At 64.3% G+C, this 18,952-nt stretch carries 16 protein-coding genes and 1 pseudogene; 7 read left to right on the forward strand and 10 right to left on the reverse strand.

Features of this window, described 5'->3' with window-relative positions:
• Positions 1-6: 6 nt before the first annotated feature.
• The 6 genes from AC1DQR_RS01940 to AC1DQR_RS01965 all read right to left on the reverse strand — a co-directional run bounded on the left by AC1DQR_RS01940 (position 7) and on the right by AC1DQR_RS01965 (position 5,196).
• Positions 7-528, reverse strand: coding sequence for an OsmC family protein (locus AC1DQR_RS01940; protein ID WP_416052534.1), 522 nt, complete (start codon positions 526-528; stop codon positions 7-9).
• A 92-nt stretch (positions 529-620) separates the two neighbouring features.
• Positions 621-1,547: a LysR family transcriptional regulator gene (locus tag AC1DQR_RS01945; protein ID WP_150984497.1), complete on the reverse strand. Its 927-nt coding sequence runs from the start codon at positions 1,545-1,547 to the stop codon at positions 621-623.
• An 8-nt stretch (positions 1,548-1,555) separates the two neighbouring features.
• A complete protein-coding gene (garL, locus tag AC1DQR_RS01950) occupies positions 1,556-2,347 on the reverse strand; it encodes a 2-dehydro-3-deoxyglucarate aldolase (RefSeq protein ID WP_416052535.1) in 792 nt (263 codons plus the stop codon).
• 143 nt (positions 2,348-2,490) lie between these two features.
• Positions 2,491-2,865 carry a 5-carboxymethyl-2-hydroxymuconate Delta-isomerase gene (locus AC1DQR_RS01955; protein ID WP_043355096.1) on the reverse strand — a complete coding sequence of 125 codons (375 nt, stop codon included), beginning with the start codon at positions 2,863-2,865 and terminating at the stop codon, positions 2,491-2,493.
• A gap of 45 nt (positions 2,866-2,910) precedes the next feature.
• Positions 2,911-4,005 (reverse strand): malate/lactate/ureidoglycolate dehydrogenase, encoded by a 1,095-nt coding sequence (locus AC1DQR_RS01960; RefSeq protein ID WP_477132414.1) that lies wholly within the window; start codon positions 4,003-4,005, stop codon positions 2,911-2,913.
• A gap of 123 nt (positions 4,006-4,128) precedes the next feature.
• Complete coding sequence (locus tag AC1DQR_RS01965) at positions 4,129-5,196, reverse strand: Bug family tripartite tricarboxylate transporter substrate binding protein (RefSeq protein WP_416052537.1); 1,068 nt, start codon at positions 5,194-5,196, stop codon at positions 4,129-4,131.
• Between the two features lie 280 nt (positions 5,197-5,476).
• Here AC1DQR_RS01965 and AC1DQR_RS01970 point away from each other — a divergent pair, with 280 nt between their 5' ends.
• Positions 5,477-7,180: a thiamine pyrophosphate-binding protein gene (locus AC1DQR_RS01970; RefSeq protein ID WP_416052538.1), complete on the forward strand. Its 1,704-nt coding sequence runs from the start codon at positions 5,477-5,479 to the stop codon at positions 7,178-7,180.
• Between the two features lie 55 nt (positions 7,181-7,235).
• Positions 7,236-8,024, forward strand: a pseudogene (locus AC1DQR_RS01975) (FAD-binding oxidoreductase); the annotation flags it as partial.
• Between the two features lie 134 nt (positions 8,025-8,158).
• On the opposite strand, the gene AC1DQR_RS01980 reads toward AC1DQR_RS01975, so the two are convergent.
• From AC1DQR_RS01980 to AC1DQR_RS01990, 3 genes are all read right to left on the reverse strand, one after another.
• Positions 8,159-8,731, reverse strand: coding sequence for an MFS transporter (locus tag AC1DQR_RS01980; protein WP_416052542.1), 573 nt, complete (start codon positions 8,729-8,731; stop codon positions 8,159-8,161).
• 150 nt (positions 8,732-8,881) lie between these two features.
• A complete protein-coding gene (locus AC1DQR_RS01985) occupies positions 8,882-9,688 on the reverse strand; it encodes an oxidoreductase (protein ID WP_416052543.1) in 807 nt (268 codons plus the stop codon).
• A 90-nt stretch (positions 9,689-9,778) separates the two neighbouring features.
• The gene (locus AC1DQR_RS01990) at positions 9,779-11,239 is read right to left on the reverse strand and encodes an efflux transporter outer membrane subunit (RefSeq protein WP_477132415.1); all 1,461 of its coding nucleotides are present in this window, start codon (positions 11,237-11,239) and stop codon (positions 9,779-9,781) included.
• An 85-nt stretch (positions 11,240-11,324) separates the two neighbouring features.
• Between AC1DQR_RS01990 and AC1DQR_RS01995 the strand changes: the two genes are divergently transcribed.
• From AC1DQR_RS01995 to AC1DQR_RS02015, 5 genes are all read left to right on the forward strand, one after another.
• Positions 11,325-11,939: a TetR/AcrR family transcriptional regulator gene (locus AC1DQR_RS01995; protein ID WP_416052545.1), complete on the forward strand. Its 615-nt coding sequence runs from the start codon at positions 11,325-11,327 to the stop codon at positions 11,937-11,939.
• Positions 11,940-12,026: 87 nt separating this feature from the next.
• Complete coding sequence (locus AC1DQR_RS02000) at positions 12,027-13,142, forward strand: efflux RND transporter periplasmic adaptor subunit (protein ID WP_416052546.1); 1,116 nt, start codon at positions 12,027-12,029, stop codon at positions 13,140-13,142.
• Positions 13,139-16,270 carry an efflux RND transporter permease subunit gene (locus AC1DQR_RS02005; protein WP_416052547.1) on the forward strand — a complete coding sequence of 1,044 codons (3,132 nt, stop codon included), beginning with the start codon at positions 13,139-13,141 and terminating at the stop codon, positions 16,268-16,270. The genes AC1DQR_RS02000 and AC1DQR_RS02005 overlap by 4 nt, the downstream gene beginning before the upstream one ends.
• Before the next feature lie 148 nt (positions 16,271-16,418).
• Positions 16,419-17,579, forward strand: coding sequence for a porin (locus AC1DQR_RS02010; protein WP_416052548.1), 1,161 nt, complete (start codon positions 16,419-16,421; stop codon positions 17,577-17,579).
• 60 nt (positions 17,580-17,639) lie between these two features.
• Positions 17,640-17,954: a hypothetical protein gene (locus AC1DQR_RS02015; protein WP_477132416.1), complete on the forward strand. Its 315-nt coding sequence runs from the start codon at positions 17,640-17,642 to the stop codon at positions 17,952-17,954.
• A 160-nt stretch (positions 17,955-18,114) separates the two neighbouring features.
• Here AC1DQR_RS02015 and AC1DQR_RS02020 read toward each other — a convergent pair whose 3' ends face one another.
• Entirely contained in the window at positions 18,115-18,951 is an 837-nt protein-coding gene (locus AC1DQR_RS02020; protein WP_416052550.1) for an IclR family transcriptional regulator, read from the reverse strand.
• Position 18,952: the final 1 nt, after the last annotated feature.

An 18,952-nucleotide genomic window follows, 5' to 3' on the forward strand; every position in this document is an offset into this window, starting at 1 on the left:
GGCGTGCTATGCCGCCGGCCCCGTGCCGGCGGCATGGGTCACGTCGATCTTCGTACCCCAGCGGAGCGTCTGGTACACCACGCAATAGCGCTCGGTCAGCCGCAGCAGCGATTCGATCTGGTCGGCCTGCGCGTCGGTATCCAGTTCAAAGCGCATCCGGATCGCGCGCAAGCCCACGGCGGCGTCCTTGCTCACGCCAAGCGTGCCGCGAAAATCGAGGTCGCCTTCCACCAGCACGCGCGCGTCGCGCAGCGCGATGCCCAGTGCGGTAGCCACCGCATTCAGCGTGACGCCAGCGCAGGCGGCCAGGGCCTCCAGCAGCATGTCGCCGGAGCAGGCGCTCAGGCCGGTGCCGCCGGTGGCAGGATGCAGGCCCGCTTCGACCATGGCCTTGCCGGTTTCGACGTGGCAGGTAACCCCCTCGCCCAGGCGGCTCGATGCACGCAAGGTGATCAAGGCAGCCTCGGGGTGTTCTCGGTACTTTTCCTTGAGCGGGGCCTGGAGGGTGCGGAGTTGGTCGGCGTGCACGGGCGTTCTCCCAAGCGTTGGCTTCAGGCATCGAGCCTAGGCGGCGGTTGCAAAACCTTCAAGGCGGCAACAGGCAGCCGGAATCCGAGGTGTCAAATCAACCGCGCCCCCGGCCACGCCCCCGACATCACGATATTGCGCACAGACTGCCGCACCGTTTGCATGATGTCCCACAATTCCGGCACCGGTGTGCGGTTACGCGCGGTGGCAAGCGCCACCTGCCGCGTCACGACCGGATCCACCAGCCGGGCGGAATGCAGCCGGCCTTGCGCTACGCGATCCGCGACCGCGGCAAACGGCAGCAGGGTGGCGCCGCAGCCGTCTTCCACCAGGCGCATCGACACGGTATTGGACGCGTCGCATTCCAGCGCCAGTTGCAGGCTGGCGCCCGCGCGGGCAGCGAGCGATTCGGCAAGCACGCGCAGGCCATGTCCCGTGCTGGGCAGGATCAGCGGCACTTCGCCAAGGCGGCGCACGGGAAAGGTCGGGCCGAGGTGGCTCCAGGATGCCGGCGTGACCAGGGTCAGGTCTTCTTCCAGCAGGATGTCGACCTTCAGCGCCCCTTGCTGCTCGGGCAGGTAGAGCAGGGCTACGTCGATCTCGCCAGCCGCCAGCCAGGCGAGCACGGGGCTGGCCAGTCCTTCGACGAAGCGCACCTTGGTCGCCGGGAAGCGTTGCTTGAGCGCGGTGCCGATGCTGGCGAAAGCGGTGTTGGCGATGGTGGGCTGCGCCGCGATCACCAGTTGCGCAGGGCCTTGCGCCGACGAAGCGCGGATGGCTTCGCGGGCTTCGGCGAGCGTGGCCGCTACCTGCCGCGCATAGACAATCAACGTCTGGCCGGCTTCGGTCAGCACCACGCCGCGCCCGCTGCGGTGGAACAGGCGCGTGTCCAGCGCGGCTTCCAGCCGAGCGATCTGGCGGCTTACGGTGGACTGATCCGCGCCCATTTCGAGCGCGGCGCGCGAGATACTCTGCGTGTTGGCGACGCAGACGAAGCACGCCAGGTCCTCGGAGTTCATCGCAGCGCTTAGCTGGCGAAACGATCGCGCAGCGCCTGCGTCGCGGTACGGAAGAGACTCTGGTCCACGCCCACCGCCACGAAGCTCGCGCCCATGTCCAGGTAGCGGCGCGCGTCGGCTTCTACCGGTGTCAGCGTGCCTACGGCCTTGCCGGCGCGCCTGGCGGCCTCGAAGATGCGCGCCACCTGCGCCTGCACTTCGGGATGGTTGGGGTTGCCGAGGTGGCCGTAAGCGGCCGCGAGGTCGTTCGGGCCGATAAAGATGCCGTCGACCCCATCGACCGCGCAGATCTCGTCGGCCGCGTCCACGCCTTTGCGGCTTTCGATCTGCACCAGCACGCAGATATTGTCATTGATCTGGCTGAAGTACTCCGGCACCGTGCCATAGCGGTTGCTGCGCTGGACCGACGACACGCCACGCATGCCCGCTGGCGGGTAACGGGTGGCGCTCACCGCGCGCCCGGCCTGCTCCGCGCTCTCCACAAAGGGAATCAGGAAATTGTAGAAGCCGATGTCCAGCAGGCGCTTGATCAACACCGGATCGTTGGCGGGCGGGCGCACTACCGGCGCGCTCACGCTGCCTTGCAGCGCCATCAGCTGCGGGATGAAGGTCAGCACGTCGTTGGGCGAATGCTCTGCGTCGAGCAGCAGCCAGTCGAAGCCGGCCAGGCCGAGGATCTCGGTGGTGGTGGCGTTGCCCAGCGAGCACCAGCACCCGATCACGCGCTTGTGCGCCAGCACGTCGGCACGAAAGCGGTTGGGCAGGGGCGAAGGCAAGGTTGAATTCGGGAGGGAGGACATGACGATGGTGTTCCTGTTTTCAGTCTGGAAGGCGAATGGGTCAGCCGGTGACCCCGGTCTGCCAGGGCGGTGTGGCCCCGCATTCAGCCTTTGACCGGCTGCGGGGCCAGCGCTGATGCCAGATGGCTTGCTGGGCTGGCGGGTCAGTGCGAACCGCTGACGATCTGCTTGGTGAAGCTGGCGCGTTCCATCTCCACCACCTCCACGCTGACCTGCACGCTGTCTTCCGCGTTGGCCGGGCGCACCGCGTCGGCAATGACCTCGCAGATCGCCTGGCTCAGTGCCTGGCGCACGGCCAGGTCGCGGCCGTCCAGGATGTGCAGGCGCGCATGGACGAAAGCGCGCTCGCGCGCTTCGGTGCCCTGGCGGTAGGAGGTCAGCGTGATGCAGCGCGACTTGATGTCCGGCTCGCCGAACTGGCCGGAGGCCAGCAGCGCGGCATTGGCCTCGTCCAGCAGTTCTTCCTGCGAGCAGGTGAGGCGGGTGTTTTCGGTAATTTCAATGATGAGGTGGGGCATGGTCGCTAGGCCTGAAGGTTTCGGTGAGTCGCCGGAGCGGGGGGATCAGTCCACCGCCAGCCGCGACAGCGGGCCGGGCCACTTGCCGCGTGCTGCCTGCACGCGCGCCGCGGCGTCGTCAAGCTGGGCCAGCGTGCCGCTGTCCACCGGCATGAATTCGGCGCGGGCGCGGCGCCAGGCGCGTTCCGGCTCGCCGGGCAGCAGGATGGCATCGGTGCCGGGCTGCAGGTGCGATGAGCGCAGCCAGTCGACGAAGGCCTGCACTTCATGGCCAAAGGTGGTGCTGCTGCCCAGGCGCTCGGGGTCGAACACGATGGCCAGCATGTTGTTCCAGACCGCGTGCTCGTGGGTCAGGGTTTCCGGGCGGAGGGTGTGGCCACCGGTGACCGCCGCGCCCAGCAGTTCGCACATCACCGCCAGCACGTAGCCCTTGTGCTCGCCGAAGGGGCGCAGCGCGCCCTGCGCCTCGCCAGCGGGCGGGAACATCACGGCCGGGTCGTCGGTAGGGTGGCCTTCGGTGTCGAGCAGGCAGCCCGGGGGCACCGTCACGCCCTTGTTGTTGGCCACGCGCACCTTGCCCAGCGCGATCGCGCTGGTGGCGAAATCCATCACCAGCGGTTCGCCGCCGGCCACCGGCACGCCGATGGTGAACGGGTTGGTGCCATAGCGCGCCTCATAGCCGCCATGCGGGGCCACGATCGGCTTGGATAGGACATTGACGAAGTGGATGGAGATCATGCCGGCAGCGGTAGCCTGCTCGGCCCAGTGCCCGACCCGGCCCAGGTGGTGCGAGGCGCGCAGCCCCAGCACGCATACGCCGTGCTCGCGCGCGCGCTCGATGGCCAGGCCCATGGCTTCCTCGGTCACCGCCTGGCCCATGCCGCGATTGCCATCCAGGCTGAGGATGCCGCCAGCCTCGTGCACCACGCTCACGCGCTGGTTCAGTTGAAGCTGCTCGCCTTGCCAGGACATCACGTACTTCGGGATCATGCCGACCCCGTGCGAGTCGTGGCCAGACAGGTTGGCGCCGACGAGGTGGTCGGCGGTCAGGCGGGCCTCGCGGGCATCGGAGCCGGCGGCGAGCCAGAGATCGACCACCCATTGATGGAGGGCGGGAGTCGGGATGCGGTGTTCACTCATGAGCTTGGGGTTCGAAAGAGGAGGGGAGATCGGTGGAGAGATCGATGGGACAAGGCGGCCCCCATGATAAGCCGCCGGGCCCGGCTTGGGTACCCGGCAAGCCATGCGAGTCATGCACCGGCGTCATTCCGGCCGGATGTTGGCGCTCTTGATCAGCTGCGCCCACTTGGCCACTTCGCTCTTCTGGAACGCGCCCAGTTCGGCCGGGCCGGCGCCGGACGGCTCGATCCCGAGCGAGGCCAGCCGGGCGCGCATGTCGGGCTCCTGGATGATCTTGCCGATGTCCGCGGCAAGGCGGTTGACGATGGGTGCAGGCGTGCCAGCGGGGGCAAACACGGCTTGCCAGGAAACGATCTCGTAGCCTTGCAGCTTCGGGCCACCGGCTTCTGCCACGGTCGGCACGTCCGGCAGTTCGCGGGCGCGCCTGGCGGCCGTGGTGGCCAGCGCGCGGAACTTGCCGGACTGGATCATCGGCATGGCGGCCACGCTGTTCTCGAACAAGACATCAACCTGGTTGCCCAGCAAAGCTTGCACGGCCGGGCTGCTGCCCTTGAACGGCACGTGGAGCAGCTTGACGCCCGCCATGCTGGAGAACAGCTCGCCGGCCAGGTGCTGCGAGGTGCCGTTGCCGGCCGAGCCGAAGGAGACCGCGCCAGGCTTGGCCTTGGCGGCGGCGATCACGTCCTGCACGGTCTTCCACGGGCTGTTGGCGTTGACCACCAGCAGGTTGGGCAGGGTGCCGATCAGGGCCACGGGCTGGAAGTTCTTGATCGGGTCGTAAGGCATCTTCGGATACAGGCTCACATTGATCGAGTGCGAGCTGATGGTGCCGCCGACCAGGGTGTAACCGTCCGGCGCGGCCTTGGCCACATAGTCGGAGCCGATATTGCCGCCCGCGCCGGCGCGGTTCTCCACCACCACCGGCTGGCCGATCATCTGCGACAGGCGCTGGCCAATCAGGCGGCCGAGCACGTCGGTGGTGCCGCCCGCGGCAAAGGGCACCACGTAGTTGACCGGCTTGGTCGGCCAGACGTCCTGCGCATGCGCCGGCTGCGTGCCAACGGTGGCCAGCGCGCAGGCGAGCAGGCCAAAGGCGAGGCGAGATTGGGAGGCGGGATGGAAAGCGGGATGGGACTGATGGGCCGGCCGGCTGGCCCGCAAGGCCCGCAGGCGCAGAAGCTGCAGAAGCATGTCTTGGTCTCCATTGTATTTTTGTCTGGGCCATCGTCCTTTGCGCTGCGTGACGCGGCCGCTATGCTCTGGCAAGCGGCGCGTGTGGCAGGGTGGGATCGCCTGGCAACAGGCTACACGCGTGCCGTGGGAGTAGCCTTGCGTTTTACGCATAACAGAAATGCGCCTGAAGCCAGGCGCCCAAAGCATTCGCGACGTAACAATCGCTCCATTCCTGGAGGTTCCGGATCGCTCCCGTTCCGGCTCCGGCCTGATTGCACTGCACCATTTTCTTTCTGCCATGACCAGCCAATCCGTTGCAGCTACCGTGCCTTCCACTTCCTCCTCCGCCAAGCCGGCGGCGCGCTCCGGCGGCCGGGTCCTGGTGGACGCGCTGCGCATCCACGGCGCGGAGCGTATCTTCTGCGTGCCGGGTGAGAGCTTCCTGGATGTCCTCGACGCGCTGCACGACCAGCCCGCCATTGACCTGATCGTCTGCAAGCACGAAGGCGCCGCGGCCAACATGGCCGAGGCCGACGGCAAGCTCACGGGCCGCCCGGGCGTCTGCTTCGTCACGCGCGGCCCGGGCGCCACGCACGCCAGCATCGGCGTGCATATCGCAGCGCAGGATTCCACGCCGATGCTGCTCTTTGTTGGGCAGATCGCTCGCGGCCACAAGGGCCGGGAGGCCTTCCAGGAGGTCGACTACGGCGCCATGTTCGGCTCCATCGCCAAGTGGGTGGTGGAGATCGAGGATCCGGCTCGTATCCCTGAGCTGGTGGCACGCGCGTTCCAGTGCGCCACCTCGGGCCGGCCCGGCCCGGTGGTGATTTCCCTGCCCGAAGACGTCCTGGACGGCCTGTGCGAGGTGGCCGATACCGGCCGCTATCGCCCGGTGGCGGCGGCACCGCGCGCGGCCGATGCCGACGCGCTCGCTGCCGCGCTGGCCGGGGCCGAGCGCCCGCTGGTGATTGCCGGCGGCGCCAACTGGAGTGCGCAGGCGGCGGCCGATTTTGCGGCCTTCGTGCAGCGCTGGAACCTGCCGGTGGCCTGTGCGTTCCGCCGCCAGGACGTATTCGATAATCGCGATCCGCACTACGTTGGGCACCTCAGCCTGGGCGTCAACCCGGCGTTGGCCGAGCGCGTGCGCACGGCCGACGTGATCCTGGCCTTCGGCACGCGGCTGGGCGATATCGCGACCGACGGCTACACCTTGCTGGAGGCCCCGCAGCCGCGCCAGCGCCTGTTCCACCTGCACGCCGACAGCGCCGAGCTGGGCCGCGTCTACCAGCCCGAGCTGGCTATCCATGCGGGCATCGAGCCCGGCGCCGCCATGCTGGCCGCGCTCACGCCGCCGGCGGCGGTGCGCTGGGGCGACTGGACCAGCGCCGCGCGCGCCGCGCATGGCGTCTTCGTGGCCCCGGCCAAGCCGCACCCGCAGCTCACCGGCGTGGACATGGGCGCGGTGGTCGCGCACCTGGACCGGGTCTTGCCCGACGACGCTGTGCTGACCAACGGCGCCGGCAACTACACGGTCTGGCTGCATCGCTACTACGCCTATCGCCAGCCGCGCACCGAGCTGGCCCCCACCTGCGGCGCCATGGGCTACGGCCTGCCTGCGGCGGTTGCCGCCAAGCTGCGCGACCCGCAGCGCACCGTGGTGTGCTTCGCCGGCGACGGCTGCTTCCTGATGTACCCGCAGGAAGTGGCTACGGCCGCGCAGTACAGCGCCAACCTGATCGTGGTGGTAGTCAACAACGGCATGTACGGCACCATCCGCATGCACCAGGAAAAGCGCTATCCCGGGCGCGTCAGCGGCACGGACATCCCGAGCCCGGATTTTGTGGCGATGGCGCAGTCGTGCGGGGCCTGGGCGGAGCGCGTGACGCAGACGGAAGATTTCGCCGCGGCCTTTGCGCGCGCGCAGGCCGCGGGCAAGCCCGCCGTGCTGGAGCTGGTCACGGACCCGCGCCAGATCACCCCGGCGATGCGGATCGCCGACTGACCGAAGAAGACAAAAAGCAAAAAGCAAAAAACAAAAAACAAGACAGGAGACACCGATGACCGATGCCACGCTGGCCGACTTGCGCAACCAGTTTGCCGGCCGCTTGCTGAGCGCCGCCGATGACACGGCGCCGTTTCTCACCGACTGGCGCCGCAGCTGGACCGGCCGCGCCCTGGCGGTGGCGCAGCCCGATAGCACGGCCGACGTGGCGGCCATCGTGCGCTGGTGCGCGGCGCGCCAGGTGCCGCTGGTGCCGCAGGGCGGCAATACGGGCATGGTGGGCGGCGCCATCCCGGACGTCGGCGGCCGCGCGCTGGTGCTGTCCACGGCGCGGTTGAACCGCATCCGCGAGATCGATCCGATCAACAACACGCTCACCGCGGAGGCAGGCTGCATCCTGGCCGCCGTGCAGCAAGCGGCGCAGGAAGCGGGGCGCTTGTACCCGCTGTCGCTCGGCGCGGAGGGCAGTTGCACCATCGGCGGCAATCTCGCCAGCAACGCGGGCGGGGTGCAGGTGCTGCGCTACGGCAACACGCGCGAGCTGTGCCTGGGGCTGGAAGTGGTGACGCCCGACGGCGAGATCTGGGACGGCCTGCGCGGCCTGCGCAAGGACAACACCGGCTACGACCTCAAGCAGCTCTTTATCGGCGCGGAGGGCACGTTGGGCGTGATCACCGCCGCCACCCTCAAGTTGTTCCCGCGTCCGGCGGCGCGCATGACGGCGCTGGCCGCGGTGAGCGATCCGCATGCGGCACTGCGCCTGCTGGAACTGGCCCAGCGCCGGCTGGCCGCCACGCTGACGGCGTTCGAGTTGATGAGCGGCGTGTGCGTGGCACTCGATGGATCAAGCGGAGGCACACGCCACTGCAGGTCCAGCAGGTAATCCCCCAACCGGTTGATGTGCTCATGCCGGTACGGCGATAGCGCGGGGCAACGTGTCGACGGGCAGGCACAGGACTGCGGTCAGCAGCGCCAAGCTCATATGGCACAGGTAAAACGCATTGAAGTCGGCACGTTGCAAACTGGCGCTTCCGACACCAGCAAGAACCACACTGCGCTGGTCGCGTAGAGCACGCTGCCCGCCACCAACAATGGGCGGTGGCCATGCCGACTAGCGATCCGGCCTGAGAGGGTGGCCACCGGAATCACCCGAAGCGGCCCCGGGGTGATGGCAAGGCCCGCCAATGGCAGCGAGTAATGCCAGATCGACTTCATGTAGAAAAAGAAGCCGAAGAACATCATCGAAAACGCGATGCCGAAACTCAACGTTGCGAGATTGACGTAACGGTAAGTCGGGTTGCGAAACAACCCCAAGTCCACCAGCGGTGCGGTCGAAACGCGAGCCCACGCCACAAATCCGATGATGCTCAAAAGCCCGATACCGGCAATACCGAGCAGTTCGTGACGCGACCATCCAGGCGATTCTGATTGCACAATGGACAGCGCCAAAGCACCCGTTCCGACGATCAGTAGGCCCATTCCGAACAGATCAAGCGGGCGGTTCGTGGTGTGCTGTTTTGTCTCGGTGCGCAATGTCGCACCGCGCCACATGGCAGCCAGGCCTAGGGGCACGTTCAGTTGATCTGTGCATTGGGTAAAGCCGGAGCAATCGTTGCAGAGGCCGCGGTTGCTGAGCTATCTGGATTTGTCATGAGGCTCTTCAGATGATGTGTGCGTCGGATCTGATTGGGATAAAGCGCCTCAAGAAAGCCCGAACGTTTTCCGCAGACTTGCATCGACCGGGCCTGCCGGCATGAAACGGCGCAGCTTGCTCAGCAGGGAGGCCTCGCCTTTGGGTGTGCGGCGCATTTGCCACGTACCAAAGGCGGCATCGACGATCGTGCTCGCGACGCCATCGGGATCCGGTGCTTTTTGTACACTTTCTTGAATCGCCTGCGAAACGACGCTGCGCTCGTCGTCGTAGGCAGTTACCTTGGAAACCGCATGAGGGGCATTGATGTCCAGACTAGTCTTGGTAAATGAGGGTTCGACAAGCACCACACGGATGCCGAACTTGCGCACCTCGTGGTCCAACGTCTCGGACATCCCTTCCACAGCGTGTTTGGATGCCGAATATAGGCCCATGTATGGCGCCGGCAGAAAGCCGAGCACGGAGCTGATGTTGATGATTCTTCCCGAACGTTGCGCACGCATGTGTGGCAATACGGCTCGTGTGGTGCGCAAGATGCCAAACACGTTGGTGTCAAACAGTGCCTGCCCTTCGGCGATCGAGGTTTCTTCGGTCGCTCCGAGCAGCGTCACGCCGGCACTGTTGACCAGCACGTCGATGCGCTTGGCCTGCGCGATGATGGCCTGGATACCCCGTTGAACAGAGGCTTCATCGCGGATATCCATCTCAACCAATTCAACGCCCGGTAGCGGCTGCGCTTTCGCGAGGCTGCGCACGGTGCCGAATACCTGGCAGCCCCGCAACACAAACTTCGCCGCGGTGGCACGGCCGATGCCCGAGGACACGCCTGTAATGACGACAACTTTGGAATTCGACATGGCAGTTTCTTTCGATATGAGTGGTTCGGTGCTGCGGTAAAGGTTCGAGCGATGAGCCGTGCTGAATGCGCAGCCTCCTCCGCAGAGTGCCTATTTGCTAGCAACGGCGGTCGATTCGTTGGGCTGCCACCCACCGCCCAGCGCCTTGAAAGCCGCGACGGCGGCGCGCGCGGATTCGGATTGCGCCTGGGCGCGCGCGTCTGATGCGCGCAAAAGGCTTTCGTCGGCTTGCAGGACTTCAATCAGGCTGACGACACCCCTCTGGTAGGCGGCAAACGAAGCATTTCGCGCGCGGCCGAGCGAATCCACGCCTTGCGTGAGCACGGCCGCTTGCTCCTCGCGCTTGACCAGAGCCGAGAAGGCGTCTTCCACGTCTTCCGTGGCGCGCAGCACGGCGAGCCGGTACGCGGCGAGCATCTCCGCCTCTTGCCCCTTGGCCTGATCGATCTGCGCGTTGATACGGCCGAAGTCGAACAGGCGCCAGCGCAGGCCGAGCACGCCGGCGAATTGACTGGCACCGCTGCCGAACAGACTGCCGGCGCCCACCGATGTGGCGCTGCCCAGCAGGCCGCTGAGCGAGAACTTCGGGTAGTACTCCGCAATGGCGGCACCGATGCGCGCGTTGGAAGCCGCTAGGCGACGCTCGGCAACGATGAGGTCAGGGCGGCGCCTCAGCAATTCGCCCGGCGATCCGCTGATCGCAATTTGCGGAGCGGCCGGGATGTCGCCGCCTTGCGCAAGCTCCGCCCGGTGCGTGCCCGGCAGCGTGCCGAGCATCACATCCAGCGCGTTCATCGCCGCATCGAGGCCAGCCTCAAGCTGTGGGATGGAAGCGCGAACCTGAGCGAGTGCGCTTTCGGCCTGCCGGACTTGAAGCTCGGCCGCCAGTCCCTTGCCGTACAGCAGGTTGATGGTGGAGAGCAATTCTGCTTGGGTCTGTACCTGGTGGCGGGCCACTTTCAAGCGCGTCTGTAAGCCGCGGATGGTGATGTAGATATCGGCAGTCTGTGCGGCCACGGCCAGCCGTGTGGCGACTGCGCCCGCCTGGGAGGCCTGGTAGTCGGCAAGTGCCCCTTCGCGGCCACGGCGCAGGCCGCCGAATACGTCCAACTCCCAGCTTGCGCTGACATCGGCCTCAAAAGCGTTGCCGTAGCGGTCGAAGCCGGGCCGCGAATTCAAGACGCGGCCCAAAGGGGTTTCGACGGACTGGTACGCACGCGCGGCCTGGCCCGTGACATTGCCGGAGGGCAGCAACGCAGCATTGGCAGCGCCAAGCCCCGCATGGGCTTGCGCGACGCGGGCGAAGGCCTGTGCAAGGTCCAGGTTTTGTTCCAGCGCGAGCTGCACGTACCGCGTAAGTTGCGGATCGCCAAAGCCAGCCCACCACGCAGGCAGGTCGGCTTCGGCATTGGCTGTCCGCTGCTCCACTGCTGTCTGGCCCTGGAATTGTCGGGGAACCGGCACATCGGGCTTCACATAATCGGGGCCGACGGCACAACCGGTCGCCAGGCTGGCAGCGAAGAGGGCCATAAGGGAGTGTTTTGGCAACATGGATGTCTTTCATCGGTTTTTAGTGACTATAGTACAAAATAGTCACACGTTGTTCAACTATCGCGACTCGCGTAAGCTGGAGCCTATGAAGAGCACCCCCTACCCCGTTTCTGCCCGTGGCCCGGCGGACCATGACGTGCGAGACCAGATCGTTGCCGCCGCCACTGAGCACTTCAGCCGCTATGGCTACGAGAAGACCGCCGTTTCCGATCTGGCCAAGGCCATTGGTTTTTCCAAGGCCTACATCTACAAGTTCTTCGAGTCCAAGCAGGCCATTGGCGAGATGATCTGCGCCAACTGCCTGCGTGACATCGAGGCCGACGTGAATGCCGCCCTGGCCGACGCCGACTCCCCGCCGGAGAAGCTCCGGCGCATATTCAAAGCCTTGACTGAGGCCAGCCTTCGGTTGTTTTCCCACGACCGCAAGCTGTACGAGATCGCGGCCTCGGCAGCGACTGAACGCTGGCAAGCGGTGATCGCCTATGAGGACCGCATCCAGAGGTTGTTGCGCGATGTGCTGCAGGAGGGCCGGGAGACCGGAGACTTCGAGCGCAAGACGCCGTTGGACGAGGCCACGACGGCCATCTACCTGGTCATGCGCCCGTACATGAATCCGTTGCTTCTGCAGTACAGCTTTGACTACACGGAAAGTGCGCCCGGGCTGCTCTCCAGCCTCGTGCTTCGGAGTCTTTCCCCCTGACGCGCAGATTTTCTGTTTGTGACCATTGACTAAAATAGTCACAGGAACCAGAATGAAAGCCCAGATCATCTTGTCGATGGGGCTTTCATGCTTTCTCGTTGCTTTGTTACCTCTATCGTTATTGGTGCGTTGCCGCTCGCTTTGAGCGCTTGCGGCGAAAAGGCCCCTGCCGATCCGCGCACCGAGGCACCGTTGGTGCGTGCCGCGTTCGTTCAGCCCGTCGCTTCCGCGTCGCGTTCATTCACGGGGGTCGTCGCTGCCCGGGTGCAGAGTGATCTCGGGTTCCGCGTGCCCGGCAAGGTGTTGGCGCGGCTTGTGGATGCCGGGCAGACCGTCAAGCGCGGGCAACCGCTCATGCGCATCGACCCTGTCGATCTGAAGCTCGCCGCGCACGCACAGCAAGAAGCCGTGAGCGCCGCGCGAGCGCGCGCGCACCAGACGGCGGAAGACGAAGCCCGCTACCGCGATCTGCGCGGAACGGGCGCCATTTCCGCCTCAGCCTATGACCAAGCCAAGGCTGCGGCGGACGCCGCCAAAGCCCAGCTGAGCGCAGCGGAAGCGCAGGCCGATGTTGCGCGTAACGCCAGCCGTTACGCAGAGCTTGTTGCCGATGGTGAAGGCGTGGTCATGGAGACGCTGGCCGAGCCCGGCCAGGTCGTCAACGCAGGGCAAGCCGTCGTACGGCTGGCCCACGCTGGCCGCCGTGAAGCGGTGGTCCAGTTGCCGGAAACGTTGCGGCCGGCGATCGACTCTGTCGCACAAGCCACGCTTTTCGGTAAGGAAAGCGCCGGTGTACCTGCCAAGCTGCGGCAACTGTCGGATGCTGCCGATCGGCTTACCCGCACGTTCGAAGCGCGCTATGTGCTGGATGGGGAACTGGCCAATGCGCCGCTGGGCGCCACCGTGACGATCCAGATTCCCGATCGGCTTGCCACCGTGCAAGGCGATCTGCAGGTGCCGCTTGGTGCCGTGTTCGATGCCGGCAAAGGCCCGGGCGTGTGGGTCATCCAAGGTGATCCCGCGAAGGTGTCGTGGCGATCCGTCACCATCGTGCGCCTCGGTGACGAAAGCGCTCGAGTTGCTGGCCAAGTCAAGCAAGGGGAGCGGATCGTCGCGCTTGGCGCACAACTGCTGCGTGAAGGACAGCAAGTCCGTGTGGCAGGGCAAGGTGCCAGCACTGCCATCGCGGGGGTGCGCCTGTGAGCCAAAGTCGTTTCAATCTATCGGCGCTCGCCGTGCGCGAGCGCGCCATCACGTTGTTCCTAATCTGCCTGATCTCTCTGGCGGGTCTCATTTCCTTCTTCAAGCTGGGCCGCGCGGAAGACCCGGCGTTTACGGTCAAGGTGATGACCATCATCACCGCGTGGCCCGGCGCGACGGCGCAGGAAATGCAAGACCAGGTGGCCGAGAAGATCGAAAAGCGCATGCAGGAGCTGCGCTGGTATGACCGCACGGAAACGTACACGCGGCCCGGCCTGGCGTTCACCACGCTGACCCTGCTCGACAGCACGCCACCGTCGGAAGTACAGGAGGAGTTCTACCAAGCGCGCAAGAAAGTCAGCGACGAGGTGGCCAACCTCCCGCCCGGCGTGATCGGGCCGATGGTCAACGACGAGTATGCGGACGTGACCTTTGCGTTGTTTGCGCTCAAGGCGCAGGGCGAACCGCAACGTGCGCTCGTGCGAGATGCGGAGACGCTGCGTCAGCGCTTGCTGCACGTGCCCGGCGTGAAGAAGGTCAACATCATCGGCGAGCAGTCGGAGCGCATCTATGTCGAGTTCTCCCATGACCGGCTGGCGACGCTGGGCGTGAGTCCGCAAGAAGTGTTTGCCGCGCTCAACAGCCAGAATGCCCTGACGGCAGCCGGCTCGGTAGAGACGAAAGGGCCGCAGGTATTCATCCGTCTGGACGGCGCGTTCGACGAGCTGCAGAAGATTCGGGATACGCCGGTTGTATCGCAGGGCCGAACGTTGAAGCTGTCGGACATTGCCACGGTCAAGCGCGGCTACGAGGATCCTGCCACATTCATGGTGCGCAATGGTGGCCAGCCTGCCTTGCTGCTGGGCATCGTCATGCGCGAAGGCTGGAACGGGCTGGACCTGGGCAAGGCGCTCGACAAGGAGGTGGGCGCCATCAACGCTGACATGCCGCTCGGCATGAGCTTGACCAAGGTGACCGACCAGGCAGTCAACATCGCCGCTGCCGTCGATGAGTTCATGCTCAAGTTCTTCGCCGCGCTGCTGGTGGTCATGCTGGTGAGCTTCGTCAGCATGGGCTGGCGCGCGGGCCTGGTGGTGGCCGCGGCCGTGCCGTTGACACTGGCGGTCGTCTTTGTGGTGATGGCTGCGACAGGCAAGAACTTCGACCGCATCACACTTGGATCTTTGATTCTGGCGCTGGGCCTGCTGGTGGATGACGCCATCATCGCCATCGAAATGATGGTAGTGAAGATGGAGGAGGGCTACAGCCGCATCGCCGCTTCGGGCTATGCGTGGAGCCATACTGCGGCGCCCATGCTATCGGGCACGCTGGTGACCGCCGTCGGTTTCATGCCCAATGGCTTTGCGCGATCCACCGCCGGTGAATACACCAGCAACATGTTCTGGATCGTCGGCATTGCGCTGATCACGTCCTGGGTGGTCGCAGTGGTGTTCACGCCTTACCTAGGCGTAAAGATGCTGCCCGACTTCAAGAAGGTCGAAGGCGGCCACGATGCGATTTACGACACCCTGCGTTACAACCGCTTCCGTGCGCTGCTCGGGCGTGTGATTGCGCGCAAATGGCTGGTCGCGGGTTCGGTCGTCGGGCTCTTTGCCTTGGCCATTCTCGGTATGGCGGTGGTCAAGAAGCAGTTCTTCCCAATTTCGGATCGGCCTGAAGTGCTGGTCGAGGTGCAGATGCCCTATGGAACATCGATCAACCAGACCAGCGCGGCCACCGCAAAGCTGGAAGCTTGGCTCGCCAAACAGAAGGAAGCCAAGATTGTGACGGCTTACGTTGGCCAGGGTGCGCCGCGCTTTTATCTGGCGATGGGGCCGGAACTACCGGATCCGTCGTTCGCCAAGATCGTGATCCGCACCGACAGCCAGGAAGAGCGTGACGCGTTGAAGCAGCGCCTGCGCCAGACGATTGCCGACGGCCTCGCCCCCGAGGCGCGCGTACGGGTCACGCAGCTCGTGTTCGGTCCGTACTCTGCGTTCCCGGTTGCCTATCGCGTGACCGGCCCCGATGCGCAGACGTTGCGCCGCATCGCGGCCGATGTTCGGCAAGTCATGGACGCCAGCCCGATGATGCGCACGGTCAATACCGATTGGGGGATGCGCGTACCGACGCTGCACTTCACCTTGCAGCAGGACCGCTTGCAGGCCGTGGGGCTGACCTCCAGCGCCGTCGCGCAACAACTGCAATTCCTGCTCAACGGTATTCCGGTGACGGCGGTGCGCGAGGACATCCGCACGGTGCAGGTGACCGCCCGCTCGGCCGGCGACATCCGACTGGATCCGGCCAAGATCGGCGACTTCACGCTGGCAGGCGCCAACGGGCAACGCATTCCGCTCTCGCAGGTGGGCAAGATCGATGTGCGCATGGAAGAGCCCATCATTCGGCGGCGCGATCGCATGCCGACGATCACGGTGCGAGGCGATATTGCCGATGGCCTGCAACCGCCCGACGTGTCGACAGCCGTCAGCGCGCAGCTTCAGCCAATTATCGAGAAACTGCCCAACGGATACCGCATTGAACAAGCGGGTTCCATTGAAGAATCGGGCAAGGCGACGAAGGCCATGCTGCCGCTGTTCCCGATCATGCTGGCCATCACACTGTTGATCCTCATCTTCCAGGTGCGGTCCATTCCGGCGATGGTCATGGTGTTCCTGACCAGCCCCCTCGGCTTGATTGGTGTGGTGCCAACGCTGATTCTGTTCGGGCAGCCGTTCGGCATCAACGCGCTGGTTGGCCTGATTGCGTTGTCGGGCATCTTGATGCGCAACACGCTGATCCTGATCGGGCAGATTCAGCACAACAAAGACGAAGGGTTGGATCCGTTCAGGGCCGTTGTGGAAGCCACCGTCCAGCGTGCGCGACCAGTGATTCTCACCGCGTTGGCCGCCATCCTGGCCTTCATTCCGCTGACCCATTCGGTGTTCTGGGGCGCACTCGCTTACACGCTCATCGGCGGGACATTTGCCGGGACGATTTTGACCCTGGTGTTCCTGCCGGCCATGTACTCGATCTGGTTCAGGATTCGGCCAGGCAACGCGGCCGATGCACAGCGCGATCGACACGAGACCACCGCGCAGCCCGCCGGAAAACTGGTGCCCGAGTCATATTGAATTGCAAGGGCATGTTCCTGCCACATTTCCCTTGATTCCAATCAACTTGCATTAAAGCGTCTTCTAGACGGGACATTGGGTGCATGGCCTCCACCCAAGGCGTGCTGCTGTGCGAGAGGTCATAAAAATCGTGGTGAGGAGACAAAATATGAAGGTAAATCCAATTCTTCTGGGCTACTTGAGCCTATTTTCTGGCATGACCTGGGCTCAGTCTAACGTTATTCTGTATGGCGTTGCAGATATGAGCATGGAATACGCAAATCACGTCGGTACGGTGCCATTGGCAAGCAATGGGTTCAATAGTGGGGCCGGAAAAAACGTCTATCGAATGGATTCTGGTGGTCTGTCCGGATCGCGCTGGGGGATTCGCGGAACAGAGGATATTGGTGGAGGCCTGCAGTCCATTTTTGTCCTGGAAAGCGGCGTGAGTCTCGATAACGGTACTCAGATGCAGGGTCGACTTTTTGGCCGCCAAGCGTTCGTTGGATTACAAAGTAGCGCCCTTGGAAAATTCACATTCGGGCGTCAATACACATCGCTGTTCGATTCCATTGCAAACTTTTCACCAACGATCTACGCAACGCAATACTCGCCAACCGTACTTCTTCTTGGGCCTGCCTATCGAGAAGACAACACGGCGAAATATAGCGGTGCTTTCGGTCCCTTCACAATCGGTGCCCATTGGTCCTTTGGAACAGGTCTCGCGTTACCCGCCACCGCGCCAAGCACAATCCCGCTCACAGGAACCGGCGAGGTTCCGGGGCAATTTCACAGAGACTCTGCGTATGGCGTTGGAGTGAATTATTTTGGCGGAAATTTTGGAGCCGCGCTAGCCTTTGACGAATTCAATCCGAGCATGGCGAACGGGACGGGAGGTTTCAAGAAACTCGCGGTTGCCGGAAGCTATGCTGCGGGGCCTGCAAAGCTAATGGCCGGGTACCGCTGGGGAAAGAATAAAGATGGGGCTGGAAGTGAAATCCTGCGAGACGATTTCTATTGGATCGGCGCAAACTACAAGTTGACACCGAGTGTGGATTTCACTTTGGAGTACGCGTACGACAAGATTCACCGAAGAGTAGGTGAATCGCAAATGGGAAACCCATGGCAAGTAACGGCAATCGCCAATTATTCATTCTCCAAGCGTACAAGTGCCTACGTCGTAACTTCTTTCGCAAAGAACGCGGGACTCAATCTTGATAATAGCGCCGTAAATTATGCCAACAGTCTGGGGACAGGGAATAGCTACGCCCTCGGTGCAGGCGAGACGTCCATGCTTGGGGTAGGGCTTGGACTTCGCCACACGTTTTGAGCGGCGTTATGAGATGCCTAACAAGAATATTCAGATGGTATTTTCCTCAAGGAGCGAAAAATGATTACCAAATCGGTAATTTTTGGTGGGTTCGCCGTCGCGGTGCTAGTGGCCTCGAGCTTCACAACGGTTGCGCCCGCGCGAAGCAAGGGCGAAAAGAGACGCTCTTGGGTGGACGCTGCGCTCCACGTCAAGTTCGACGCCAAAGGCAATGCGGCGAAGTGGGGCCCCTTCGATCCGTTCAGCGACGGCACGCGAACTGGCACGCCCGATCCACATGTGGACACCGCGAAGTTCAAGGTGCTCGACACGTTCGGTACTGGCTTCGACATGTCATCGACCGGCAGCGAGTCGCTAAGTAACAGGTTGACCTGAACACGTTGCTTCCGATGTTGGGCCCTGCGTAAGCAGCGGCAAACTTTTGCACCCGCCTGCCCATGTTACCTCCGTGCTCTCTCGACCTTGGGGCAGGCGGTCTTTTTTTAATATCCGATTGCTTCTCAACTCTTTTTTTACAAATCCCGGCCAATCGCTCCTAGCGATCCTGCGCGCGCAGCGCCGCTTCGATGCCGCGAATGCTCTCGAGCAGGCGCGGGCGCACCGTCTCAAGCAATAGCGCGGCCGGCACGATGGCGGTGGGCCCGCTGCACGACAATGTCATCGGCGGCAGCGCCGGGCCGGGCCGGAACGCGGCGGCGATCGAGTTGATGTCCGGCAGCCATTCGCCAAACGACGTGGTGCAGCCCTGGCGCTCCACCTCCGCGCGGCTGCGCTCCACAATGGCCTGCGCACTGGGGGCGTCCATCCCTTCCTGTTGCCGGAAGGCGGCCAGTGCTTGCCGTTGTTCCACGGCGGGCAACGCTTGCAGGTAGGCACGCCCCGCGGCCGAGGTCAGCCCGGAAATGCGCGTGCCGACCGCCACCCGCAACGTCAGGTATGACTCCGACTGGCAGTTCTCAAAGATCAGCATCTGCGCCCGATCACGCACGATCAGCGACGTCACGCCCTGGGACAGGTCGGCCAGCTCCTGCATGAACGGACGCACCACCGCCAGCACATCCACGCCATGCTGTGCCGCCGGCGCGAGGGCCAGCGCCGAGCTGCCGAGCTGGTACTTGGCCTGCTCCGGGTCCAGCCGCAGGTAGCCCAGCTCGGTCAAGGTATGCGTGAGGCGCGACACCGTGGATTTAGGCAGGCCGCAGCGCTGCGCCAGCTCGGCATTGCCCAGCCGCGTCTCAAAGCTGCGGAAACTCGCCAGCACGTCGAGGCCCCGCGCCAGCGCGGTCACGAAATGCCGGTCTTCCTTGTGCTGCTGCATGTGCTGCTGCACTTGCGCTTCGTGCGGTGGATCTTCGGTCTGCGGTTCGGACATG

The sequence above is a fragment of the Cupriavidus sp. 05L411 genome (genome assembly GCF_056398045.1).